This is a genomic window from Micromonospora sp. NPDC000121 (assembly GCF_042899165.1).
Taxonomy (GTDB): domain Bacteria; phylum Actinomycetota; class Actinomycetes; order Mycobacteriales; family Micromonosporaceae; genus Micromonospora.
In genome coordinates, this window is record NZ_JBIAZP010000009.1 from 72889 (window position 1) to 96566 (window position 23678).

At 75.2% G+C, this 23678-nt stretch carries 23 protein-coding genes; 20 read left to right on the forward strand and 3 right to left on the reverse strand.

The window, feature by feature from the left end; translation table 11 throughout:
• The first annotated feature begins 88 nt into the window (after positions 1 to 88).
• The 13 genes from ACFY23_RS23610 to ACFY23_RS23670 all read left to right on the forward strand — a co-directional run bounded on the left by ACFY23_RS23610 (position 89) and on the right by ACFY23_RS23670 (position 13947).
• Positions 89 to 1120: a quinone-dependent dihydroorotate dehydrogenase gene (locus ACFY23_RS23610; protein WP_350684448.1), complete on the forward strand. Its 1032-nt coding sequence runs from the start codon at positions 89 to 91 to the stop codon at positions 1118 to 1120.
• Positions 1121 to 1226: 106 nt separating this feature from the next.
• Positions 1227 to 2501, forward strand: coding sequence for an adenosylmethionine--8-amino-7-oxononanoate transaminase (locus tag ACFY23_RS23615; protein WP_350819305.1), 1275 nt, complete (start codon positions 1227 to 1229; stop codon positions 2499 to 2501).
• Positions 2502 to 2603: 102 nt separating this feature from the next.
• On the forward strand, positions 2604 to 3440 hold the full coding sequence (gene pyrF / locus ACFY23_RS23620) for an orotidine-5'-phosphate decarboxylase (protein ID WP_350686717.1): 837 nt from the start codon (positions 2604 to 2606) through the stop codon (positions 3438 to 3440).
• Between the two features lie 178 nt (positions 3441 to 3618).
• Complete coding sequence (gene mihF, locus ACFY23_RS23625) at positions 3619 to 3936, forward strand: integration host factor, actinobacterial type (RefSeq protein ID WP_007458370.1); 318 nt, start codon at positions 3619 to 3621, stop codon at positions 3934 to 3936.
• A gap of 25 nt (positions 3937 to 3961) precedes the next feature.
• Positions 3962 to 4495 (forward strand): guanylate kinase, encoded by a 534-nt coding sequence (locus ACFY23_RS23630; RefSeq protein ID WP_350686715.1) that lies wholly within the window; start codon positions 3962 to 3964, stop codon positions 4493 to 4495.
• A gap of 45 nt (positions 4496 to 4540) precedes the next feature.
• The gene (gene rpoZ, locus ACFY23_RS23635) at positions 4541 to 4804 is read left to right on the forward strand and encodes a DNA-directed RNA polymerase subunit omega (RefSeq protein WP_007075826.1); all 264 of its coding nucleotides are present in this window, start codon (positions 4541 to 4543) and stop codon (positions 4802 to 4804) included.
• A 14-nt stretch (positions 4805 to 4818) separates the two neighbouring features.
• The gene (coaBC, locus tag ACFY23_RS23640; protein WP_350686713.1) at positions 4819 to 6027 is read left to right on the forward strand and encodes a bifunctional phosphopantothenoylcysteine decarboxylase/phosphopantothenate--cysteine ligase CoaBC; all 1209 of its coding nucleotides are present in this window, start codon (positions 4819 to 4821) and stop codon (positions 6025 to 6027) included.
• A 90-nt stretch (positions 6028 to 6117) separates the two neighbouring features.
• On the forward strand, positions 6118 to 7311 hold the full coding sequence (metK, locus tag ACFY23_RS23645; RefSeq protein ID WP_350686712.1) for a methionine adenosyltransferase: 1194 nt from the start codon (positions 6118 to 6120) through the stop codon (positions 7309 to 7311).
• A gap of 65 nt (positions 7312 to 7376) precedes the next feature.
• Positions 7377 to 9470, forward strand: a complete 2094-nt coding sequence (locus ACFY23_RS23650) for a primosomal protein N' (RefSeq protein WP_350819306.1) — start codon at positions 7377 to 7379, stop codon at positions 9468 to 9470.
• A gap of 277 nt (positions 9471 to 9747) precedes the next feature.
• A complete protein-coding gene (locus tag ACFY23_RS23655) occupies positions 9748 to 10731 on the forward strand; it encodes an AAA family ATPase (protein WP_350681797.1) in 984 nt (327 codons plus the stop codon).
• Between the two features lie 195 nt (positions 10732 to 10926).
• Positions 10927 to 11487, forward strand: coding sequence for a peptide deformylase (def, locus tag ACFY23_RS23660; protein WP_350681795.1), 561 nt, complete (start codon positions 10927 to 10929; stop codon positions 11485 to 11487).
• Between the two features lie 7 nt (positions 11488 to 11494).
• The gene (fmt, locus tag ACFY23_RS23665) at positions 11495 to 12421 is read left to right on the forward strand and encodes a methionyl-tRNA formyltransferase (RefSeq protein ID WP_350681793.1); all 927 of its coding nucleotides are present in this window, start codon (positions 11495 to 11497) and stop codon (positions 12419 to 12421) included.
• The gene (locus ACFY23_RS23670; protein WP_350681791.1) at positions 12418 to 13947 is read left to right on the forward strand and encodes a transcription antitermination factor NusB; all 1530 of its coding nucleotides are present in this window, start codon (positions 12418 to 12420) and stop codon (positions 13945 to 13947) included. The genes fmt and ACFY23_RS23670 overlap by 4 nt, the downstream gene beginning before the upstream one ends.
• 88 nt (positions 13948 to 14035) lie before the next feature.
• Here the strand turns inward: ACFY23_RS23670 and ACFY23_RS23675 are convergent, their stop codons facing one another.
• The gene (locus ACFY23_RS23675; protein ID WP_350681789.1) at positions 14036 to 14926 is read right to left on the reverse strand and encodes a septum formation family protein; all 891 of its coding nucleotides are present in this window, start codon (positions 14924 to 14926) and stop codon (positions 14036 to 14038) included.
• A 356-nt stretch (positions 14927 to 15282) separates the two neighbouring features.
• Here ACFY23_RS23675 and rpe point away from each other — a divergent pair, with 356 nt between their 5' ends.
• From rpe to ribH, 7 genes are all read left to right on the forward strand, one after another.
• Entirely contained in the window at positions 15283 to 15963 is a 681-nt protein-coding gene (rpe, locus tag ACFY23_RS23680) for a ribulose-phosphate 3-epimerase (RefSeq protein ID WP_350681787.1), read from the forward strand.
• Between the two features lies 1 nt (position 15964).
• Positions 15965 to 16921 (forward strand): response regulator, encoded by a 957-nt coding sequence (locus tag ACFY23_RS23685; RefSeq protein WP_350681785.1) that lies wholly within the window; start codon positions 15965 to 15967, stop codon positions 16919 to 16921.
• Positions 16922 to 17332: 411 nt separating this feature from the next.
• Entirely contained in the window at positions 17333 to 18394 is a 1062-nt protein-coding gene (ribD, locus tag ACFY23_RS23690; RefSeq protein ID WP_350681783.1) for a bifunctional diaminohydroxyphosphoribosylaminopyrimidine deaminase/5-amino-6-(5-phosphoribosylamino)uracil reductase RibD, read from the forward strand.
• Between the two features lies 1 nt (position 18395).
• Positions 18396 to 19094 carry a riboflavin synthase gene (locus ACFY23_RS23695; RefSeq protein WP_350681781.1) on the forward strand — a complete coding sequence of 233 codons (699 nt, stop codon included), beginning with the start codon at positions 18396 to 18398 and terminating at the stop codon, positions 19092 to 19094.
• Positions 19094 to 19792, forward strand: a complete 699-nt coding sequence (pnuC, locus tag ACFY23_RS23700; RefSeq protein ID WP_350681779.1) for a nicotinamide riboside transporter PnuC — start codon at positions 19094 to 19096, stop codon at positions 19790 to 19792. The genes ACFY23_RS23695 and pnuC overlap by 1 nt, the downstream gene beginning before the upstream one ends.
• Positions 19793 to 19945: 153 nt before the next feature.
• Positions 19946 to 21211, forward strand: a complete 1266-nt coding sequence (locus ACFY23_RS23705) for a bifunctional 3,4-dihydroxy-2-butanone-4-phosphate synthase/GTP cyclohydrolase II (protein WP_350681777.1) — start codon at positions 19946 to 19948, stop codon at positions 21209 to 21211.
• A 2-nt stretch (positions 21212 to 21213) separates the two neighbouring features.
• A complete protein-coding gene (gene ribH, locus ACFY23_RS23710; protein WP_350681775.1) occupies positions 21214 to 21711 on the forward strand; it encodes a 6,7-dimethyl-8-ribityllumazine synthase in 498 nt (165 codons plus the stop codon).
• A 13-nt stretch (positions 21712 to 21724) separates the two neighbouring features.
• On the opposite strand, the gene ACFY23_RS23715 is transcribed toward ribH, so the two are convergent.
• Complete coding sequence (locus ACFY23_RS23715) at positions 21725 to 23044, reverse strand: MFS transporter (protein ID WP_350681773.1); 1320 nt, start codon at positions 23042 to 23044, stop codon at positions 21725 to 21727.
• Positions 23041 to 23652: a helix-turn-helix domain-containing protein gene (locus ACFY23_RS23720; RefSeq protein WP_350681771.1), complete on the reverse strand. Its 612-nt coding sequence runs from the start codon at positions 23650 to 23652 to the stop codon at positions 23041 to 23043. Before ACFY23_RS23720 ends, ACFY23_RS23715 begins: the two co-directional genes overlap by 4 nt.
• Positions 23653 to 23678: the final 26 nt, after the last annotated feature.

The window sequence follows — 23678 nt, forward strand, 5'->3', positions numbered from 1 at the left end:
CCGGTCCCGGGCCGGTCGTGCGGACGGCGGCGGGCACGCGTACCGCCGATCGGACGGCCGGCCCGCGGCGGACCTGGGGGAGCGCGCGGTGATCTTCGAGAGGGTGGTCCGCCCCGGCCTGTTCCGGATCGGGGCGGGCGACGCGGAGGCCGCGCACGAGTGGACGCTGCACCGGCTGGCGGGACTGTCCCGCCGGCCGGCGGCGCTGGCCGCCCTGCGCGCCCGGTACGCCGTCCGGGCGCCGCGCACGGTGTTCGGCGTCGAGTTCCCCAACCCGGTGGGGCTCGCCGCCGGGATGGACAAGGACGGCGCGGCGCTGCCGGCCTGGCCGGCGCTGGGTTTCGGCTTCGTCGAGGTCGGCACGGTCACCGCGCGCCCGCAGCCGGGCAACCCCCGGCCCCGGCTGTTCCGGCTGCCCGACAGCGAGGCCGTGGTCAACCGGATGGGCTTCAACAACGCCGGCGCCGAGGCCCTCGCGGCCCGGCTGGCGGCGCTGCCGCGCCCGCTCGGGGTGCCGCTGGGCATCTCGCTCGGCAAGTCCAAGGTGACCCCGTTGGACGAGGCGGTGGCGGACTACCTCGCCTCCTACCGGGCGCTGCGTGGGCACGGCGACTACTTCGCGGTCAACGTCTCCTCGCCGAACACGCCGGGGCTGCGCGCCCTGCAGGACCGCTCGCACCTGGACGCCCTGCTCGACGCGCTGGTGGGGGAGAAGCCGGTGCTGGTGAAGATCGCCCCCGACCTCACCGAGCCGGCGATCGCCGAACTGCTGGAGGTCTGCCTGGCCCGGGGTGCGGCGGGGGTGATCGCCACCAACACCACGCTGGCGCGCGACGGTCTCGCCCCGGCCGACCGGGAGCGCGGCGCCCAGGCGGGCGGCCTGTCCGGCCGGCCGCTGGCCGACCGGGCCCGCGAGGTGGTCTCGTTCGTGCACCGGGAGACCGGCGGGCGGCTGCCGGTCGTGGGCGTCGGCGGCATCCTCGACCCCGACGACGCCGCCCGGATGTTCGACGCGGGCGCCGCCCTGGTCCAGCTCTACACGGGCTTCATCTACCGGGGCCCGGCCCTGCCCCGGGCCGTCGCCCGCGCCGCGGCCGCCGCCCCGCCCCCGGCCCGGTGACCGCCGTTCCCGCGATCTTGCACTGTCCGCCCCGGCCAATGCCTCATGCCGGACAAGAAGGAGGCCACAAGTGCAAGATCGCGGGGGCGATGACGAAGGAGCGCGCGTGACACCCGAGGAGATCCTGGCCGCCGACCGTCGGCACGTCTGGCACCCGTACGCGGCCCTGCCGCCGGCCAACCCGCCCTACGTGGTGGAGGGCGCGCAGGGCGTACGGCTGCGGCTGGCCGACGGCCGGGAGCTGGTCGACGGGATGTCGTCGTGGTGGGCGGCGATCCACGGCTACCGGCACCCGGTGCTCGACGCGGCGGTCACCGACCAGCTCGGCCGGATGAGCCACGTGATGTTCGGCGGGCTTACCCACGAGCCGGCGGTCCGCCTGGCGGGCACCCTGGTGGAGCTGGCCCCGGACGGGCTGGAGCACGTCTTCCTGGCCGACTCCGGCTCGGTCAGCGTCGAGGTCGCCGTCAAGATGTGCCTGCAGTACCAGCGTGCCACCGGCCGGCCGGAACGCCGCCGGCTGGGCACCTGGCGGGGCGGCTACCACGGCGACACGTTCCACCCGATGAGCGTCTGCGACCCCGAGGGCGGCATGCACCACCTCTGGGGCGACGTGCTGCCCCGGCAGGTCTTCGCCCCCGTCCCGCCCGGCGGCTTCGACACCCCGCCCGACGCCGCCTACGAGGCGGCCCTGGTCGAGGCGGTCGAGCGGCACGCCCACGAGCTGGCGGCGGTCATCGTGGAGCCGGTCGTCCAGGGCGCCGGGGGGATGCGCTTCCACCACCCGCACTACCTGCGGGTGCTGCGCGAGGTCACCCGGGCCCACGGGGTGCTGCTGGTCTTCGACGAGATCGCCACCGGATTCGGCCGGACGGGTGCCATGTTCGCCGCCGAGCACGCCGGGGTGGTGCCCGACGTGATGTGCGTGGGCAAGGCGCTCACCGGCGGCTACCTGACGCTGGCCGCCGCGCTCTGCACGGCGGAGGTCGCCCGGGGCATCTCCGCCGACGGCGTGCTGGCGCACGGCCCGACGTTCATGGGCAACCCGCTGGCCTGCGCGGTCGCCAACGCCTCCCTGGGCCTGCTGCGGGCCGGGGACTGGGCCGGGCAGGTGTCGAGGGTGCAGGCGGGCCTGCGGGCCGGCCTGGAGCCGCTGCGGGGCGCGCCGGGGGTGCGCGACGTGCGGGTGCTCGGCGCGATCGGCGTGGTGCAGCTCGACCACGAGGTGGACCTGCCCGCCGCCACCGCCGCCGCGGTCGCCGAGGGCGTCTGGCTGCGGCCGTTCCGCGACCTGGTCTACACCATGCCGCCGTACGTCACGGACGACGCCGACCTGGCCCGGATCGCCGCCGGGGTCGCCGCCGCCGTGCGGGCGGGCTGAGCCGCCGGTCACGGTCCGGCGGGAGTACGCGGGCGCGCGCCGCCCGCCGACGAGCGTGCCCCGGGCGGCGGAACGCCCGGGCGAGGAGAGGGAGAGAACCGGATGGAGAGCTTCGGCGCCCGCCTGCACCGGGCCGTCACCGAGCGTGGGCCGCTCTGCGTCGGCATCGACCCGCACCCGGGGCTGCTGGCCCGCTGGGGGCTCGACGACGACGTCCGGGGGCTTGACCGGTTCGCCCGGACGGTCGCGGAAGCCCTCGGTGACCGGGTCGCGGTGGTCAAGCCCCAGTCGGCCTTTTTTGAGCGGTTCGGCTCGCGCGGAGTGGCGATTCTAGAGTCAACTATCCGACAGTTACGCGAAGCCGGCTCGCTCGTTCTGCTGGACGTCAAGCGCGGTGACATCGGCTCGACCGTCGCCGCGTACGCCTCGGCGTACCTTGATCCATCCAGTCCGGTCCATGTCGACGCGGTGACGGCCAGTCCGTACCTCGGCGTCGGCTCGCTCGCCCCGATGTTCGAGCTGGCCGCCGAGCACGGCGGCGGGGTCTTCGTGCTGGCGCTCACCAGCAACCCCGAGGGCGCCGCCGTGCAGCGCGCCCACACCGCCGACGGACGGACCGTGGCGCAGACCGTCATCGACGAGATTTCCCAGCTCAACGCGGGTGCCGAACCGCTCGGCAGCTTCGGCCTGGTGGTCGGCGCGACCATCGGCGACACCGGCCACGACCTGTCCCGGGTCAACGGCCCGCTGCTCGCCCCGGGCCTCGGGGCGCAGGGCGCCACCGCGGCGGATCTGCGCGTCGTCTTCGGCTCCAGCCTGCCCGCCGTACTGCCCTCGTACTCCCGCGAGGTGCTGAACGCGGGCCCGGACGCGGCCGCGCTGCGGGCCGCCGCGGAGCGGGCCCTGGCCGACTGCCGGGCCGCCCTGACCGGCGGCTGACTGACTGACGGCTCGGTCACTTTGTGGTGATCATCGCGCGTCCACGTTGCCGAAACCGTCGTTGGCCGCTAGTTTTCCCGGCGCTGGGAACCACGGACCCCTTGGTTCACAGCGACACCACGTTTCACAGATGCGGCGTGGCGTCCCGCCCGCCGCGATAGGGACCTGAGGAGAACTGGTGCCGCTCCCGTCACTGACCCCCGAACAGCGCGCTGCCGCGCTGGAGAAGGCCGCGGAGATCCGCAAGGCCCGTGCTGAGCTGAAGGAGCAGCTCAAGCAGGGCAAGACCACCCTCGGAGCCGTCCTCGAGCGCGCCGAGTCCGACGACGTCGTCGGCAAGCTCAAGGTCTCCGCCGTGCTGCAGGCGATGCCGGGCATCGGCAAGATCCGGGCCACCCAGATCATGGAGAAGCTCAAGATCGCCGACAGCCGTCGCCTGCGTGGCCTCGGCGAGCAGCAGCGCAAGGCACTGCTTGGGGAGTTCGCCGCCAACTGAGGCTGGCAGCGTGTAGAAACAAGCCGTGAGCACGGATGACGAGGCGCGCCCGGCGACTCGGCTCACTGTCCTGGCCGGACCTTCGGGTTCGGGCACGGAGAGTGTCGTCGAGTGCGTCCGGGCGCGTTCTCCGTCCGTGTGGATCCCCGTGCCGGCCACCACGCGCCCCCGTCGGGAGGGCGAGCTGGACGGGGTGGACCGCCTCTTCCTGCTCCCCGCGCAGTTCGACCGCATGGTCGCGGCGGGGGAGCTGCTGGAGTGGAGCCGGGCCGGGCCGCACCGGCGCGGCACGCCGGGCGGACCGGTGCGGACCCGGCTGGCCGCCGGGCAGCCGGTGCTGCTCGGCCTCGACCTCGCCGGCGCGCTGCTGGTCCGGGCGGCGCTGCCCGACGCCCGGCTGGTGCTGCTGCACCCGCCCGGCATCGTCCCCCCGGCGGACACCCTGGCGGCGTTCGACCACACCGTCGCGCACGACCTCACCGATCGGGTCGTCGAGGAGCTGGTAGGCTTGTCCGGTTCTTCTTTCCTGGCTCCGGCGCGACCGCATCTGCGCGGTTGACCGCCAGCACCGCTGCCGCGGTGCGATAGACGCAGAGGTTAATTCGTGGGATCCATCGCAAACCCCGAAGGCATCACCAACCCGCCGATCGACGAGCTCCTCGAGAAGACGACGTCGAAGTACGCGCTGGTCATCTTCGCCGCCAAGCGCGCGCGCCAGGTCAACGCCTACTACAGCCAGCTCGGTGAGGGCCTGCTGGAGTACGTCGGCCCGCTGGTCGAGACCACCCCGCAGGAGAAGCCGCTCTCCATCGCCATGCGCGAGATCAACGCCGGCCTGCTCACCGCCGAGCCGACCGACCAGCCGTAACCCGCCCCGCGCCCATGTCCCCCCGGATCGTCCTCGGGGTCGGCGGCGGCATCGCCGCCTACAAGGCGTGCGAGCTGCTGCGGCTCTTCACCGAGTCGGGCCACCGGGTCCGGGTCGTGCCGACCGCGTCGGCGCTCCGCTTCGTCGGGGCGCCGACCTGGGCGGCGCTCTCCGGCCAGCCGGTCGCCGACGACGTCTGGTCCGACGTGCACGAGGTGCCGCACGTCCGGCTCGGCCAGCAGGCCGACCTCGTCGTGGTCGCGCCGGCCACCGCCGACCTGCTCGCCAAGGCCGCCCACGGCCTCGCCGACGACCTGCTGACCAACACGCTGCTCACCGCACGCTGCCCGGTCGTGTTGGCCCCGGCCATGCACACCGAGATGTGGGAGCACCCCGCCACCGTCGCCAACGTCGCGACGCTGCGCTCCCGGGGCGTCCGGGTGGTCGAGCCCGCCGTCGGCCGGCTCACCGGGGCCGACACCGGCAAGGGCCGGCTGCCCGACCCGGCGGAGATCTTCGCCGTCGCCCGCCGGGCCCTGGCCCGGGGCGTCGCCGCTCCCGCCGACCTGGCCGGGCGGCACGTGGTGGTGACCGCCGGCGGCACCCGCGAGCCCCTCGACCCGGTCCGCTTCCTGGGCAACCGCTCCTCCGGCAAGCAGGGCTACGCCTTCGCCCGCTGCGCCGTCGCCCGCGGCGCCCGGGTCACGCTGGTCTCGGCCAACGTCTCGCTGCCCGACCCGGCGGGCGTCGACCTGGTCCGGGTCGGCACCACCGCCGAGCTGCGGGAGGCCACGCTCGCGGCGGCCGCCGAGGCCGACGTGGTGGTGATGGCGGCGGCTCCCGCCGATTTCCGCCCGGCGACCTACGCGCCTGGCAAAATCAAGAAGTCGGACGACGGCGACGCGCCCACCATCGCACTCGTCACCAACCCGGACATCGCCGCCGAGCTGGGCCAGCGCCGTCGCCCGGAGCAGATGCTGGTGGTGTTCGCCGCGGAGACCGGCGACGCCGAGGCCAACGGCCGGGCCAAGCTCGCCCGCAAGCGGGCGGACCTCATCGTCATCAACGAGGTCGGCACCGACAAGGTCTTCGGCGCCGACACCAACGCGGCGACCGTCATCGGCGCGGACGGGTCGGTCAGTCGGCTGCCCGAACAGTCCAAGGAAGACCTCGCCGACGCCGTCTGGGACCTCGTGGCGGCCCGGTTGCCCGACCGTTCCTGACGGCTGGAACCGAGCATGACCGAAGGCCCCCGGCGCGCGGGCGGATGACTAGACTTCCGCGGAACGACTTATCCACAAGCTAGGAGTGCCGTGACACGCCGCCTCTTCACTTCCGAATCGGTCACGGAAGGCCACCCGGACAAGATCGCCGACCAGATCAGCGACGGCATTCTCGACGCCCTGCTCGCCGAGGACCCGCGCAGCCGGGTCGCGGTCGAGACCATGATCACCACCGGCCAGGTGCACATCGCCGGCGAGGTGACCACCAAGGCGTACGCCGACATCCCGACCATTGTCCGTCGGACCATCCTCGACATCGGCTACGACTCGTCGAAGAAGGGCTTCGACGGCGCCTCCTGCGGCGTCAGCGTCTCCATCGGCGCGCAGTCGGAGGACATCGCCCAGGGTGTCGACAACGCCTTCGAGCTGCGTACCGGGGCCTCGGAGAGCGCGCTGGACGCCCAGGGCGCCGGCGACCAGGGCATGATGTTCGGGTTCGCCTGCTCGGAGACGCCCGAGCTGATGCCCCTGCCGATCGCGCTGGCGCACCGGCTGGCCCGCCGGCTGTCGCAGGTGCGCAAGGACGGCACCATCCCCTACCTGCGGCCGGACGGCAAGACCCAGGTCACCATCGAGTACGAGGGGCTGCGCCCCGTCCGGCTCAACACGGTGGTCGTCTCCAGCCAGCACGCCGCGGACATCTCGCTGGACTCGCTGCTGACCCCCGACGTGCGCGAGCACGTCATCGCGCCGGAGCTGGAGAGCCTCGGCCTGGACACCGAGGGCTACCGGCTGCTGGTCAACCCGACCGGCCGGTTCGAGATCGGCGGGCCGATGGGCGACGCCGGCCTGACCGGGCGCAAGATCATCGTTGACACCTACGGCGGCTACGCCCGGCACGGCGGCGGCGCGTTCTCCGGCAAGGATCCGTCGAAGGTCGACCGCTCGGCGGCGTACGCGACCCGCTGGGTGGCCAAGAACGTGGTCGCCGCCGGCCTGGCCGAGCGGTGCGAGGTGCAGGTCGCCTACGCGATCGGCAAGGCCCACCCGGTCAGCCTCTTCGTCGAGACGTTCGGCACCGAGACCGTGCCGGTCGCCTCGATCGAGCAGGCCGTCACCGAGGTCTTCGACCTGCGGCCGGCCGCCATCATCCGCGACCTCAACCTGCTCCGCCCGATCTACCAGCAGACCGCCGCGTACGGCCACTTCGGCCGTGAGCTGCCGGACCTGACCTGGGAGAGCACCGACCGGGCCGCCGACCTCAAGTCGGCCGCGGGAGCCTGACCGGCACCAGGCGCAGCGACCGGCGACCCGCTGCGGGGTCGCCGGTCGCTCGCGTCTGCGTCGACATGCCCCTGGCCCACCTGGACCGCCCGTTCGACTACCTCGTCCCCGCCGAGCTGGACGCCGACGCCGTCCCCGGCACGCGGGTGAAGGTCCGCTTCGCGGGGCAGCTCGTCGACGGCTGGCTGCTGGAGCGGGCCGACGACTCGGGGCACACCGGCCGGCTGGCGTACCTGGAGAAGGTCGTCTCGCCCGAGCCGGTGCTCGCCCCGGAGGTCGCCCGGCTGGCCCGGGCGGTCGCCGACCGCTACGCCGGCAACCTCGCCGACGTGCTCCGCCTCGCCGTACCGCCCCGGCACGCCCGGGTGGAGAAGGACGTCCGCGCCCGCGCCGAGACCGCGTCGGCCGGGGACGCGGCCGTGCCGGCCGGGGACGCCGCGGCGCCGGGGGACGGCGTCACGGTGTCCGGGGGAGCACCCGGCGCGCCGGACGAAGGTCCCGCCGGGCCCGAGGTCGTCGGGTCCGAGGTCGTCGGGTCCGAGGTCGTCGGGTCCGAGGTCGTCGGGCCGGTGGACGGCCCGGCGGGCGCCGGGTCGGTGGTGTGGCCCGGTCCGGACGCCTGGCGGGACTACCCGGCCGGGCCGGCCCTGCTCCGGGCGCTGGCCGACGGGCGGGCACCCCGGGCGGTCTGGTCGGCGCTGCCGGGGGAGGACTGGCCCGCCCGGTACGCCGAGGCCGTCGCCGCGACCGTCGCTGGCGGCCAGGGCGCGGTGGTGGTGGTCGCCGACAACCGCGACCTGGATCGCCTCGACACCGCCCTGCACGCCGCCCTCGGCCCGGGGCGGCACGTCTGCCTCTCCGCCGCCCTCGGCCCCGCCCGGCGCTACCGGGCGTTCCTCGCCGCCCGGCGCGGCGACGTGCCCGTGGTGATCGGCACCCGGGCCGCGATGTTCGCCCCGGTCGCCCGCCTCGGCCTGGTGGCCATCTGGGACGACGGCGACGACCTGCACGCCGAGCCCCGGGCCCCGTACCCGCACGCCCGGGAGGTGCTGCTCACCCGCGCCCAGCTCGGCGACGCCGCCGCCCTGGTCGGCGGGTTCGCCCGCACCGCCGAGGCGCAGCTGCTGGTGGAGACCGGGTGGGCCCGCGAGGTGGTGGCCGACCGGGCCACCCTGCGGGCCCGGATGCCGGCGATCGCGCCCACCGGCGACGACCCGCAACTGGCCCGGGACCCCGGGGCGGCCACCGCCCGGCTGCCCAGCCTGGCCTGGACCACCGCCCGCGAGGCGATCCGGGCCGACCTGCCGGTGCTGGTCCAGGTGCCCCGCCGCGGCTACCTGCCCTCGGTGGCCTGCGCCGAGTGCCGGACCCCGGCCCGGTGCCCGCACTGCGCCGGGCCGCTCGCGCTGCCCTCGGCCGAGGGCAGCCCGGCCTGCCGCTGGTGCGGGCGGGTCGCCGCCGCGTACGCCTGCCCGGAATGCGGCGGGCGGCGGCTGCGCGCCTCCGTCACCGGCGCCCGACGCACCGCCGAGGAGCTGGGGCGGGCCTTCCCCGGCGTGCCGGTGCGCACCTCCGGCCGCGACGAGGTGCTCGCCACCGTGCCCGGCGGCGCCGGCCTGGTCATCGCCACCCCCGGCGCCGAGCCGGTCGCCGAGGGCGGCTTCGGCGCGGTGCTGCTCCTGGACTCCTGGGCCCTGCTCACCCGGGCCGACCTGCGGGCGGGGGAGGAGGCGCTGCGTCGCTGGCTGGCCGCCGCCGCCCTGGCCCGCCCCGCCGCCGGCGGCGGTCGGGTGGTGGTGGTCGCCGACGGCGCCCTCGCCCCGGTGCAGGCGCTGCTGCGCTGGGACGCCGCCTGGTTCGCCGCCCGGGAGCTGGCCGAGCGGCGGGAGCTGGGCTTCCCGCCGGCGGTGCGGATGGCCAGCGTGACCGGCCCGCCGGCGGCGGTGGCCGACCTGCTGGCCGAGGCCCGGCTCCCGGCCGAGGCCGAGGTGCTCGGACCGGTGCCGGCCGACGGGGAGCGGGAGCGGATGCTGGTCCGGGTGCCCCGGGCCCGGGCGGCCGCGCTGGCCGGTGCGCTGCACTCGGCGGCCGGGGTACGCACGGCGCGCAAGGCGCTCGACCCGGTCCGCCTCCAGGTGGACCCGCTCAGCCTCTTCTGACCGGGGCGGCACCCGCGCCGCCCGTGATCCGCCGCACGGTCCCGAGGTCCCCGGCGCCCGACCTGCCCCGCCGTCGCACGCCGTGTACGGCGGGCGGCCCGCGAGCGGGTGATAGCATCGCCCGTCATGCCCGGGCGTACGACGGCTCCAGGTCGCGGCGCGGCGCCAGACGCGCCGAGCTGGAGTTGTCGCAGGATCGCGCGACGATGGCGGAAGCGCGTCGGTTCGGCGCGATGTCGATGATGTCAATCAGCCGGTGAGCAGGGGTGGACCAGTCGTGACCGTTCGTCAGTCGATCGTCTTCAATGGTGACCTCGGCAGCGGCAAGAGCACCGTCTCGGTGGAGATCGCCAAGCGGCTCGGCCTGCGCCGGGTCAGCGTCGGTGACCTCTACCGGCAGATGGCGCAGGAGCGGCAGATGACCGCGCTGCAGCTCAACCTGCACGCCGAGCTGGACCAGGCCGTCGACGGCTACGTCGACCAGCTCCAGCGGGACATCGCCGCCTCGGGCGAGCGGCTGGTCATGGACTCCCGGCTGGCCTGGCACTTCTTCACCGACGCGCTCAAGGTGCACATGATCACCGAGCAGGGCGAGGCGGCCCGCCGGGTGCTCGCCCGTCCCTCCGGGCCGGCCGAGAGCTACACGTCGCTGGAGGAGGCCAAGGCGAAGCTGCGGGAGCGCAGCGAGAGCGAGCGGGGCCGGTTCATCGTCCGCTACGGGGTGGACAAGGCCCGGCTGCGCAACTACGACCTGATCTGCGACACCACCCGCGCCTCGGCGGACGAGGTCATCGAGCACATCATCGACGCGTACGAGGGCCGGCTGTGCGCGGACGTGCTGCGCGACGCCCCGCCGCTGCTGCTGCTCGACCCGGCCCGGATCTACCCGACCGAGGACATCGCCACCCTGCGCGACCTGTGGGACTCCGAGTTCGTCGGCGACGTGGCCGCGGCCGGCGACGAGGCGCTGGAGCCGCTGCGGATCGGCTACACGGGGGAGCACTTCTTCGTCGTCGACGGGCACCGCCGGCTCAGCGCCGCCCTGCAGAACGGCTTCCGCCTGGTGCCGGCCCACCTCGTCGCGGAGGTCGACGAGCCGGTGGTCGGCGGAATGAGCGCGGTGGACTACTTCGCCGCCCAGACCCGGCCCGCCCTGATCCACGACTGGGAGGCCGCCCACAAGATCGAGCTGCCGCTGCCCGAGCACGCCCTGCTCGGCGGGGGCACGGTGCTGGCCGGGGAGCCGGGCGCCGGCGCCTGATCCGCGCGGCCGGCGGGCCGTCCGGCACCGGCGGAACCGCCCACTGATCCGCGCGCCGCGGGCCGGCCCCGTGCCCGCGGGGGACCATCGACACGGCACCGGCGGCGGCGCATCGCGGTACGCCGGCCGGGACGACTCCCGGCACTCCGTAGACTGGTACGGCACCACGTCGTCCAGCCGAAGGAGCCACGCCGAGTGACCGTCCAGCCCATCCGTCTGTTCGGGGATCCGGTGTTGCGCACGCCGGCCGATCCGGTGGTCGACTTCGACGTCGAGCTGCGCAAGCTCATCGCGGACCTGACCGACACGATGCGCGAGCAGAACGGCGCCGGCCTGGCCGCGCCGCAGCTCGGCGTGGGTCTGCGGGTGTTCACCTTCGACGTCGACGACGTGCTGGGCCACCTGGTCAACCCGGTGCTGGAGTTCCCCGACGAGGAGGAACAGGACGGCCCGGAGGGCTGCCTGTCCATCCCGGGCCTCTACTTCGACACCAAGCGCCGGCAGAACGTGATCGCCAAGGGCTTCAACGGCTACGGCGACCCGCTGCAGATCGTCGGCACCGGCCTGATGGCGCGCTGCGTGCAGCACGAGACGGACCACCTCGACGGGGTGCTCTTCGTGGACCGGCTGGACCCGGCCGGCCGCAAGGAGGCGATGAAGGCGATCCGCCAGGCGGAGTGGTACGACCCGGCCGCCCCGCCGACGGTGAAGCTCAACCCGCACGCCTCCAGCAGCCCCTTCGGCCTGGGTCGGTGAGCCGCCCGTGCGCGTGATCTTCGCCGGCACTCCGGCCGTCGCCGTACCCGCCCTGGCCGCCGTGGCGGCCTCCCGCCACGAGCTGGTCGCCGTGGTCACCCGTCCCGACGCGCCCGCCGGGCGGGGGCGCGGGCTGTCCCGGTCCCCCGTCGGGGCGTGGGCCGACGAGCACGGGATCGAGGTGCTCACCCCGGCCCGCCCGCGCGAGCCGGAGTTCCTGGACCGGCTGCGCGAGCTGGCCCCCGACTGCGTCCCCGTGGTGGCCTACGGCGCGCTGGTGCCGCCGGCCGCCCTGGAGATCCCCCGGCACGGGTGGATCAACCTGCACTTCTCCCTGCTGCCCGCGTGGCGCGGGGCCGCGCCCGTCCAGCACGCCGTGCTGCACGGCGACGAGCTGACCGGGGCCAGCGTCTTCCAGTTGGAGGAGGGCCTCGACACCGGTCCCGTCTACGGCACGCTCACCGACGAGATCCGTCCGGCCGACACCTCGGGCGACCTGCTGGATCGGCTCGCCCACTCCGGCGCGGGCCTGTTGGTGGCCGTCCTCGACGCGATCGCCGACGGCACCGCCCGCGCCGAGGCGCAGCCCGCCGACGGGGTGTCGCTGGCGCCGAAGCTGACCGTGGAGGACGCCCGGGTGCGCTGGTCCGACCCGGCGTTCGCGGTGGACCGGCGGATCCGGGCCTGCACGCCGGCGCCGGGGCCGTGGACGACGTTCCGGGGCGAGCGGGTCAAGCTCGGTCCGGTCGCTCCGGTGGCCGACGGCCCCGAACTGAAGCCCGGCGAGCTGCTGGTGGAGAAGTCCCGGGTGCTGGCCGGCACGGCCACCGTCCCGGTGCGCCTCGGCGAGGTGCGGGCCGCGGGCAAGCGGGCGATGGCGGCGACCGACTGGGCGCGCGGCGCCCGGGTGGCCGCGGGGGAGGCGCTCGCGTGACGGGCCCCGAGCGGCCCTCCGGCGACCGCTTCCCCGCAGAGCGACAGGGTGAGCGGCGCGGCGGCCCCGGGCGCGGCGAGCGCCCGGCGGGCGGTCGGCGCGGCGACCGGCCGGCGGGGGGCGGCCGGTGGGGCGACCGGCGCGACGGCGGTCGCCGACCGGCCCGCCCGACGGTGGACCTGCCGCGGCAGGTCGCGTACGAGGCCGTCGCGGCGGTGCACCGGGACGACGCGTACGCCAACCTGGTGCTCCCGTCGCTGCTGCGCGACACCGGGCTGACCGGCCGGGACGCGGCCTTCGCCACCGAGCTGACCTACGGCACGCTGCGCCACCTCGGCACCCTCGACGCGATCCTCACCGACGCGGCCGGGCGGGACGTGCAGCGCATCGACCCGCCGGTACGCGACGCGCTGCGGCTCGGGGCGTACCAGCTCCTGCACACCCGGGTGCCGGCGCACGCCGCGGTCTCCTCGACCGTCGACCTGGTCCGCGCGGTCGGCCCCGGCGCGACGGGCTTCGCCAACGCGGTGCTGCGCGAGGTCGCCGGCCGGGACGCCGACGCCTGGGTGGCCAAGCTCGGCCCGCCGATGGAGACCGACCCGATCGGGCACCTCGCGCTGGCGTACAGCCATCCGCAGTGGATCGTGCGGGCCTTCGCCGAGGCGCTCGGCGGCGACCTCGGCGAGACCGCCCGGCTGCTGATCGAGGACAACGAGCGCCCGCCGGTGCACCTGTGCGCCCGGCCCGGGCTGGCCGACCCGGTCGCGCTGGCCGACGAGGTCGGCGGGGCCCCGGGGGCGTTCTCCCCGTACGCCGTCTATCTCTCGGGCGGGGCGCCCGGCGACCTGCCGGCGCTTGCCGACGGGCGGGCCCACGTGCAGGACGAGGGCTCCCAGTTGGTGGCCAACGCCCTGGCGGTGGCTCCGCTGGACGGCCCGGACGGGCACTGGCTCGACCTGTGCGCCGGCCCGGGCGGAAAGTCCGGCCTGCTCGGCGCCCTCGCCGCGCAGCGGGACGCACGGCTGACCGCCGTCGAGGTCGCCGAGCACCGGGCCCGGCTGGTGGCCCAGGCCACCCGGGGCCTGCCGGTGGAGGTGCTGAACACGGACGGCCGCACGGTCGGCGCCGACCCGAAGCTGCCGGAGGCGCACTTCGACCGGGTGCTGGTCGACGCCCCCTGCACCGGGCTGGGGTCGCTGCGCCGCCGGCCGGAGTCCCGCTGGCGGCGCGAGCCGTCGGACCTGCCGCCGTTGACCCGGTTGCAGCGGGAGCTGCTCGCCGCGGCGCTGCGGGCCGTCCGCCCGGGCGGCCTGGTCGCCTACGTGACGTGTTCCCCGCACACCGTGGAGACGCACGTGACGGTGACCGAGGCGTCCCGTCGATCCGGGGTGCCGGTCGACTTCGTCGACGCCCGGCCGCTGCTGCCGGCGGGGATGCCCGGTCTCGGTGACGGGCCGACGGTGCAGCTCTGGCCGCACCGGCACGGCACCGACGCGATGTTCCTCGCGGTGCTGCGCCGCACCTGATCGCCCGACCGGCGCCCATCGGCCATCCCGGTGGGCGCCGGGTCCCCCGGCCCGAGCCTGACGGTGGGTCAGGCCGGGCGGCCGGCGCTCAGGTGACCGGCAGGCCCTTCGTGCCGGCGCCCTTCATCGAGCGGGTCAGGTTGCGGTCGCTGACCCAGAGGAAGCACTGGACGCCCCGGTTGCCGTTGCGCCACTCCCGCTCGAAGGGGTGGTAGAAGATCGAGCCCGCCCGGTACTGCAGGTCGCCGTTGTTCGGCACCTTGACGTACGTCGCGATCAGCGCCCGGCACGCCCGGTGCACCTTCTGGCTGTCCCGGATGAAGGCGTCGTAGCCGGTGTCCGGGGCCTGCCAGACGCCGACGAACTCGGCGCGGTGCTTGCTGGTGCAGGCCACCGCCACCATCTCCTGCACCTCATCGTCGCTGAGCTTGGGGTTGAAGCAGCGGTGGGCGAGCGGGGCGGCGCCGGCCAGGGCCCCCTTCAGGCTTCCCGTCCGGAACTTGGCGCTCGGCTCGTCGAGGCTGGCCTGCTCGCTCAGGTCGCAGCGGAACCAGCGGGCGCCGCCGCCCCACGCCCGCGGCGACGGCAGCACCACGCTCAGCCCGAGCCGGCCGGAGCGCCAGTCCGCGCCGAGCACCTCCTTGACCTTCGTGTCGCACTCGGCCCGGGCGGCGCGCATGCCGGCCGAGCCGGCGGGCGGGGGCGTGGTGCGCTCGGCCGCCGACCCGGTGAACGTGCCGACGTGCACGGTCTCCGCGCGGTGCGACACGGTGCAGTCGACCGGGTTGTAGGCGGTGAGGTAGCCGACGTCCTGGATGTTGCCGTGGCAGACACCGGTGGCGGGGACGAACGTCTGCGGCGCGGCGGGCGCCGGCCAGTCGTCGGTCAGGTTCCGGTCGGTGCCCGCCGGGGCGCCGCAGCCCGCGAGCGCCAGGGCCGCCACCGCGCCGGCCGCGGCCGCCGTCCACCACCGTCGCATCGCACCGACCTCCCGCCGATCGTGGTCCGGTCGGCGCGAGACGGCCGGACACGTCACGGTGCGGGAGCATACGGCACCGCGCCCGGATCGCGGGGAGTCCCCGAATGTCGGCGCCCCCGCGGGGAGCGGGCCGGCTTCCGGTCGTCGCTCCACAGGAAACACCGGGCGGCGCACGTCAACGTCCCTCGTGGAGTCGTGCCACGTTCCCGTCCTTCGGCCGGCCACGACCGACCCGTCGTCCGGTTCCGCCATGCCGGGACGGCCGATTCCGCACCACTGGTCACCGCCGGGTCACCGGGTGTCCCGGTGGGTGGCGCGCTGCGGGCGCCCGGTCACCGCGTTCGTACACTGGCCCCGTGACCGTACCGCCGCCGATCGTCGCGCCCAGCATCCTCGCCGCCGATTTCGCCCGCCTCGCCGAAGAGGTCCGCGCCGTCGAGAACGCCGCGGACTGGTTGCACGTGGATGTCATGGACAACCACTTCGTGCCCAACCTGACCATCGGGCTGCCCGTGGTGCAGAGCCTGCGGGCCGCCACCGAGCTTCCCTTCGACGTGCACCTGATGATCGAGGACCCGCGCCGGTGGGCCCCCGGCTACGCCGACGCCGGGGCGTACAACGTCACGTTCCACGCCGAGGCGTGCGACGACCCGGTGGCGCTGGCCAAGGACCTCCGCTCGGCCGGCGCCAAGGCCGGGCTGGCGATCGACCGGGACACGCCGATCGAGCCGTACCTGGAGCTGCTGCCGAGCTTCGACACGCTGCTGATCATGACGATCAAGGCCGGGTTCGGCGGGCAGCGCTTCATCCCGCAACTGCTCGACAAGGTGCGCGCCGCCCGCCGGCACGTCGACAGCGGCCACCTCGAACTGCGTATCGAGGTCGACGGTGGGATCGCGGCCGACACCATCGCACAGGCGGCCGAGGCCGGGGCGGACGCCTTCGTCGCCGGCACCGCCGTCTACGGCGCGGACGACCCCGCCGAGGCCGTCCGGAAGTTGCGGGCACTCGCGGAACGCGCCGCCGCCGGGGCCTGACGTGGAACCCGCCGGCGACCGCCGGGACGTCATCCTCGTCGTGGACGACGACGAGGACATCGCGCGCTTCGTCGAGTTCAACCTGCGGCTGCACGGCTTCGACGTGATCCACGCCGGCGACGGGCAGGAGGCGCTCGAGGTGATCGAGCGCCAGCGCCCCGACCTGGCCGTGGTCGACCTGATGATGCCGCGCATCGACGGGCTGGAGCTGACCCGGCGGCTGCGGGCCGACCCGATGACCTCGGCCCTGCCGGTGATCATGCTGACGGCCAAGGGCATGACCGTGGACAAGGTGCACGGGCTCAGCGCCGGCGCCGACGACTACCTGGTCAAGCCCTTCGACACGGCGGAACTGGTGGCCCGGGTCAGCTCGACCCTGCGGCGCAACAAGGAGTTCCGGGAGGTCTCCCCGCTGACCGGGCTGCCCGGCAACAGCCGGATCCGCCGGGAGATCTCCGACCGGGTCCGCAGCGGCGTCGACTACGCCGTCGGCTACATCGACATCGACCGGTTCAAGAGCGTCAACGACCGGTACGGCTTCGTGCGCGGCGACGACTTCATCTCGGCCCTGGCCCGCAGCCTGCACCGGGCGGTCGTCTCGGTCGGGCTGCCGCCGGCCTTCCTCGGCCACGTCGGCGGCGACGACTTCGTCATCGTCTGCACGCCGGAGCAGGTGCGCCCGCTCACCTCGCGGGTCTCCGCCGACTTCGAGAAGGCCGCCGACTCGCTCTACGACCCCGCCGACGCCGCCCGCGGCTACGTGGAGCTGAAGGACCGGCGGGGCAACATCCGGCGCGCCGCCCTGGTCACCCTCTCCATCGGCGTCTCCATCTCCGACGCCAACAAGCGCTTCACCAACCCCCTGGAGGCGATCGCGGTCGCCTCCGAGATGAAGACGGTGGCCAAGAGCCAACCCGGCTCGTACGTGGCGGTGGACCGGCGGCGCGGGGTGACGTGACCCCGCATTCCCGCTGTGAAGTAGCTCGCCTCGGTGGCGCCACCCCCCGTCCGGCGTGTAAGACTGCCGGTGTACCCACCACGCGCTGGCGGGACTCGGTGTAATTCCGAACCGGCGGTGATCCACGGCGTGACCGTGGTAAGCCCGCGACCCGGTCGGCCTCGTGCCGCCCGGTGGACCTGGTGAGAATCCGGGGCCGACGGTTGGGGGCGGGAGACCGTGCCCAGACAGTCCGGATGGGAGACAGCGCGCGGGACGGACGGGCCCTGCCCGGCCGCTGACCTCAGCGTGTCGTGCGCGCCCCCCGGGTCGGCTCCGCCGTACCCGGACCTCCGCCGCCGCACGCCCGCGGCCCGTGCCGTTGCCTCCCGTGACCGCCCGCGCGCCGACCGGCGAGTGAGAGGGCAGGGCATGGGGGGCGTCTCAGTCGACGAGGCGATGCGTCGCGCGGTCGAACTCGCCGCGCGCGGTCTCGGCACGACCAGCCCCAACCCCGTGGTCGGCTGCGTGCTGCTCGACGCCGACGGCCAGGTCGTCGGCGAGGGGTTCCACGCCTACGCCGGCGGGCCGCACGCCGAGATCGTCGCGCTCGCCCAGGCGGGGGAGCGGGCTCGCGGCGGCACCGCCGTGGTCACCCTCGAACCCTGCGACCACACCGGCCGCACCGGCCCCTGCAGCACCGCGCTGGTCCAGGCCGGCGTCGCCCGGGTGGTCATCGCCGTGCCCGACCCCAACCCGGTCGCCTCCGGCGGGGCCGCCACGCTGCGCGCCGCCGGGGTCCAGGTGGACCTGGGGGTACGCGGCCACGAGGCCGAGGCCGGCAACATCGCCTGGCTCACCTCGATGCGCCGGGGCTGGCCGTACGTGATCTGGAAGTTCGCCGCCACGCTGGACGGCCGGTCGGCGGCCGCCGACGGCACCAGCATGTGGATCACCTCCGAGGCGGCCCGGATGGACGTGCACGCGTTGCGCGGCACCGTCGACGCGGTGATCGCCGGGGTGGGCACGGTGCTCACCGACGATCCCCGGCTCACCGCCCGCAACCTGCGCGACGGCACCCTCAGCATCCGCCAGCCGCTGCGGGTGGTGGTGGACTCGGCGGGGCGTACGCCGGCCGACGCCCGGGTCCGCGACGGCGCGGCCCGCACGTGGGTCGCCACCGCCACGGAGGTCGGCGTCGGGCCCGACGGCCGGGTCGACCTGGCGGCGCTGCTCGCCGCGCTGCACGGACGCGGGGTGCGCGCGGCGCTGCTGGAGGGCGGCCCGACGCTGGCCGGCGCCTTCCTCGCCGCCGGCCTGGTCGACAAGATCGTCGGCTACGTCGCGCCCCGGCTGCTCGGCGCCGGCCCGAGCGCCCTGGTCGACGCCGGTGTGACCACCATCGCCGAGGCCATCGACCTGGAGTACGTCGACGTTACGCAGATCGGACCGGACCTGCGGATCACCGCGCTGCCCCGGAAGAGGGAGGGCTGACATGTTCACCGGCATCGTCGAGGAGTTGGGTGAGGTCGTCCGGGTCACCGGGACGGCGGGTGACTCGGCGCTGGTCGCGATCCGCGGCCCACTGGTCACCTCCGACGCCCGGCACGGCGACTCGATCGCGGTCAACGGCGTCTGCCTGACGGTGGTGGACGTCGCCGACGGGGTCTTCACGGCGGACGTGATGGGGGAGACGCTGCGCCGCTCCGCGCTGGGTGCGCTGCGGGCCGGCGACCCGGTCAACCTGGAGCGGGCCGCCGCGCTCGGCAGCCGCCTCGGCGGGCACCTGGTGCAGGGCCACGTCGACGGCGTCGGCGAGGTGCTCGCCCGGGAGCCGGCCGCGCAGTGGGAGACCGTCCGGTTCCGCCTGCCCGCCGCCCTGGCCCGGTACGTGGTGGAGAAGGGCTCCATCACCGTCGACGGCGTCTCGCTGACCGTGGCCGACGTCGGCGCGGACTGGTTCGCCGTCGGGCTGATCCCGACCACGCTGAAGCTGACCACCCTCGGTGCCCGGCGCGTCGGCGACCCGGTCAACCTCGAGGTGGACGTCCTCGCCAAGTACGTCGAGCGGCTGCTCGGCGCCCGGTTGGCCGAGCCCGGCCGCCCCGAGGCCGGCCCGCCCGGCGGGTTCCCGGGCACGGACGCCCCGGTCGCCGGCCTGCCGGGCGCCGCCGCGTCGGGCGGGGTGGCCTGATGGGCCCGCTCGGGTGGCTGCTCGACGCGCAGGTGGCCGTCGCCGGCTCGCCGGTGCTGGTCCGGGAGGTCGTCGGCAACGGCTTCGGGCTGGCCTCGGCCCTGCTCGGCCTGCGCCGGCTGGTCTGGGCCTGGCCCGTCGGCATGATCGGCAACGCGCTGCTGTTCACCGTCTTCCTGGGCGGCGTCTTCGCCACCCCGCAGGCGCACGACCTGTACGGGCAGGCCGGCCGGCAGGTGTTCTTCTTCGCGGTCAGCCTCTACGGCTGGTGGCGCTGGTCGCGCAACCGCCGCCACGGCGGCGACGGCGACCGTGCCGCCGTGGCGCCCCGCTGGGCCACCGGCCGGGAGCGGCTGGGCCTGCTGGCCGCCGCCGTCCTCGGCACCGCCGCGTTCTACCCGGTGCTCGCCGCGCTGGGTTCCTGGGGGCCGCTGCCGGACGCCTGGATCCTCACCGGCAGCCTGCTGGCCACCTACGGCATGGCCCGCGGCTGGGTGGACTTCTGGCTGATCTGGATCGCCGTCGACGCCGTCGGCGTGCCGCTGCTGCTGCGCGGCGGCTTCTACCCCTCGGCGGCCATGTACCTCGTCTACGGCGTTTTCTGCGCCTGGGGCGTCTTCGCCTGGTGGCGCACCTCGCGGGTCGCCCGCCCGGCGCCCGCCCCGATCCCGCCGACCTACTCGGAGGCCGTGGCATGAGCGAGCGAAGCGAGCGAATCATCAGGCTCAGTGCGGTGGTGCCTCATGACGGCACGGAGCGGAGCGGAGTGCCGGCATGAGCGAGCGAAGCGAGCGAATCATCAGGCTCAGTGCGGTGCGTCATGACGGCGCGGAGCGAAGCGGAGCGTCGGCATGACCACCTTTGGGAGCATCGAGCAGGCGGTGGCGGACATCGCCGCCGGCCGGCCCGTCGTCGTGGTCGACGACGCCGACCGGGAGAACGAGGGCGACCTGATTTTCGCCGCCGAGCTGGCGACGCCGGAGCTGGTCGCGTTCATGGTGCGGTGGACGTCCGGCTACATCTGCGTGCCGCTGACCGAGAGCGAGTGCGACCGGCTGGACCTTCCGCCGATGCACCACACCAACCAGGACCGGCGGGGCACCGCCTACACGGTGACCGTGGACGCCCGGGAGGGGGTCAGCACCGGCATCTCCGCCGCCGACCGGTCACACACCATCCGGCTGCTCGCCGACCCCGGCACCGGCCCGACCGACCTGGCCCGCCCGGGGCACGTGGTGCCGCTGCGCGCCCGGGAGGGCGGCGTGCTGCGCCGGCCCGGGCACACGGAGGCCGCCGTCGACCTGACCCGGCTGGCCGGGCTGCGCCCCGCCGGCGTGCTCTGCGAGCTGGTCAACGACGACGGCACCATGATGCGGGTGCCGGACCTGGAGAAGTTCTGCGCGGAGCACGCGCTGACCCTGGTCACCATCGCCGACCTGGTCGCGTACCGGCGGCGCACCGAGAAGCAGGTCGAGCTGGTCGCCGAGGCCCGCATGCCGACCCGGCACGGGGTGTTCCGGGCGCTGGGCTACCGCAGCGAGCACGACTCGGCCGAGCACGTCGCCCTGGTCATGGGCGAGATCGGCGACGGGCGGGACGTGCTGGTGCGGGTGCACTCCGAGTGCCTCACCGGCGACGTCTTCGGCTCGGTGCGCTGCGACTGCGGCCCCCAGCTCGACGCGGCCCTGGACCGGGTCGCCGAGGAGGGGCGCGGCGTGGTGCTCTACGTGCGCGGCCACGAGGGGCGCGGCATCGGCCTGCTGCACAAGCTCCAGGCGTACCAGCTCCAGGACCAGGGCCGGGACACCGTGGACGCCAACCTCGACCTGGGCCTGCCGGCCGACGCCCGGGACTACGGCACCGGCGCGCAGGTCCTCTACGACATCGGGGTGCGCTCGATGCGGCTGCTCACCAACAACCCGGCCAAGCGGGCCGGCCTGGAGGGCTACGGGCTGACCGTCACCGGCCGCGAGGGGCTGCCGGTGCGGCCGCACCCGGAGAACGTGCGCTACCTGCGCACCAAGCGGGACCGGATGGGGCACCTGCTGGACGAGCTGGACGAGGTCACCGAGGCCCCGATGGGCCGGCCGGTCCCCGGCGACGAGATCGGAGCGTAGACATGGCGGGTTTCGGGGAGCCGGGCGTGACGGCGGTGGACGCCGCCGGGATGACCGTCGGCGTGGTGGCCGCGCGGTGGCACGGCGAGCTGACCGACCACATGCTCGACCGGGCGGTCGCCGCCGCCCAGGCGTGCGGGGCCCGCGCGGTCACCGCCCGGGTGGCCGGCTCGGTCGAGCTGCCCGTGGTGGCCCAGGCGCTCGCGCGCCGCTGCGACGTGGTGGTCGCGCTCGGCGTGGTGGTCCGGGGCGCCACCGCCCACTTCGACTACGTCTGCCGCTCGGTGACCGACGGGCTGACCCGGGTCGCGCTGGACGAGGGCAAGCCGGTGGCGCACGGCGTCCTGACCGTGGACACGATCGAGCAGGCCCGGGACCGGGCCGGGCTGCCCGGCTCGGCGGAGGACAAGGGCTGGGCGGCCACCGTCGCCGCGCTCGACGCCGCCCTCGCCATCCGCGGCCTCGCCGCCAGCGGCCACCGGGTCGGCTTCGGCGGCTGACCGGTTCCGCCGGTCACGATCGCGGCGGTGCCGGCAGCCCGGCGGCGTCCGCCGCGGCCGGGCCGGCCCCGGATCGCGTCGGGACGGGGCCACCTGTCACGGACGCGTGCAGCGGTGGCTGCGCCAGGAGCAGGGCGGCCGGGGGCGGGGACGTCGGGGTGAGCCGTCTGCCGACGGCGAGGTACCCGGCGACGGCTGCCAGCAGCGCGCCGATCACCCCGAACAGCAGCCGATAGTCGACGAGCCCGACCAGCACCGCGCCCGCGCCGATGGCCACCGACTGGGGGCCGCTGACGAGCGCGTCCAGCGCCGCCGAGACCCGGCCGACCAGGTGGGCCGGGGTGCGTCGCTGCACCAGCGTGGTGGTGCCCACCATGGTGACCGGAAGCCCCGCACCGATCAGCAGGCTCGCGCCGACCGCCAGCCCCAGGGCCGGCCGGACCAGGAGCAGGCTGCCGGCGGCGAAGGCCGCCGCGCCGAGCGCCACGGTGGTGAGTTCCCCCAGGCGGCGGACCAGCGTCGCGGCGACGGCCCCGCCCAGCAGACCGCCGATGCCCTGCAGCGAGACGAGCACGCCCAGGAACGCCGTCTCCCGTCCCAGCCCCTTGTCGACGTACGCGAACCACAGTGTCTCGCCGAGACCGAGCGCGACCGTGGCGACGACCGCGGCGACCAGGGCGCGCCGCAGCGCGGCCTCGCCCGCGAGGTGCCGGATTCCGGCACCGAGCCCGCCGCTGCCGGACGGTCTGCCGGGGGGCGCCAGCGGGCGCGTCGTGCGGCGCAGCAGCAGACCGGCGACTGCGGCGACCAGGAAGCCGAGCGCGCAGGCGGCGGTCAGCGCCGGCCCGCCGAGGACGACGTACAGGCCGGCGCCGAGCAGTGGACCTGCCAGCCGCAAACCCTGCTTGACGATCTGCAACGCTCCGTTGGCGTCCGGCAGGTGGTCGGCCGGCACGATCTCCTGCACGAGCGCGGTCACCGTCGCGCCGAGCGCGATGTAGGAGAGCCCGTAGCCCGCTCCGACCGCGTACACGATCCAGAGTTGGCCCTCGCTCCGCACGATGAGCAGCGGAGCCAGCAGGACCGCGGTGAGCACGTTGACGACGACGAACATCGACCGGCGGGGGATCCGGTCCACCACCCAGCCGACCAGTGGCGCGAGCACCATCGGCGCGGTCATCGCGACGAAGGTGGCGCCGGCCAGGCCGTCCGATCCGGTCAGGTCCTTGACCCAGATCGCCAGGGCCAGGATGAGGACCGACTCGGCCAGCATGGCGACCGTCAGCGCGACGAAGAGCAGCCGGAAGTCCGGCCGGCGCAACAGTTGCCTCACGACGTGCCGTCCTCGTCGGCGTCCGCCCGGCCGACCTGACCGGCCACCGCGGGCACGCCCCAGGCCATCAACCGCACCGGCCGGGAGCCGGCCGGCCGGGCAGCCGGGTCGTTGATCCGGTCCAGGTAGCGGGCGAAGAGCCGGCGGATTTCGTCCTGCAGCCCGCTCAGCTCGTCCGGGGTGCACCAGCCGATCGACTGGTTGAAGAAGCCGGCGTCCCGCCAGGCGGGCGGCTCCTGCCGGCGGACGTTCATCCAGTCCCACAGCGCCTGGTATTCCAGGTCGAGCAGCACGCGGGCGGCCGCGTCGCCGGCCCTGGCCACCTCGGGACTCTCGTCGCCGTTGCCCCAGCGGTGCCCGTCGGTGACGATTCGCCACGGCCGCTGTCGCCCGCTGCCGCCGCCGGCCTCGGCGACGAAGCCGTAGCGGGCCAGCTGGCGCAGGTGCCACGAGCAGTTCGCCGGGCTCTCCCCGACATGTTCGGCGACCTGGGTGGCGGTCAGCGGCCCGTGCAGGCCCACCGCCTCCAGGATGCGCAGCCGCAACGGATGGGCGAAGGCGCGCAGGGTCTCGACGTCGGTGATCTCGCGGGCGTGCTGTTCGGTCATGCATCGAAGGCTAACGTCGAAGCGAA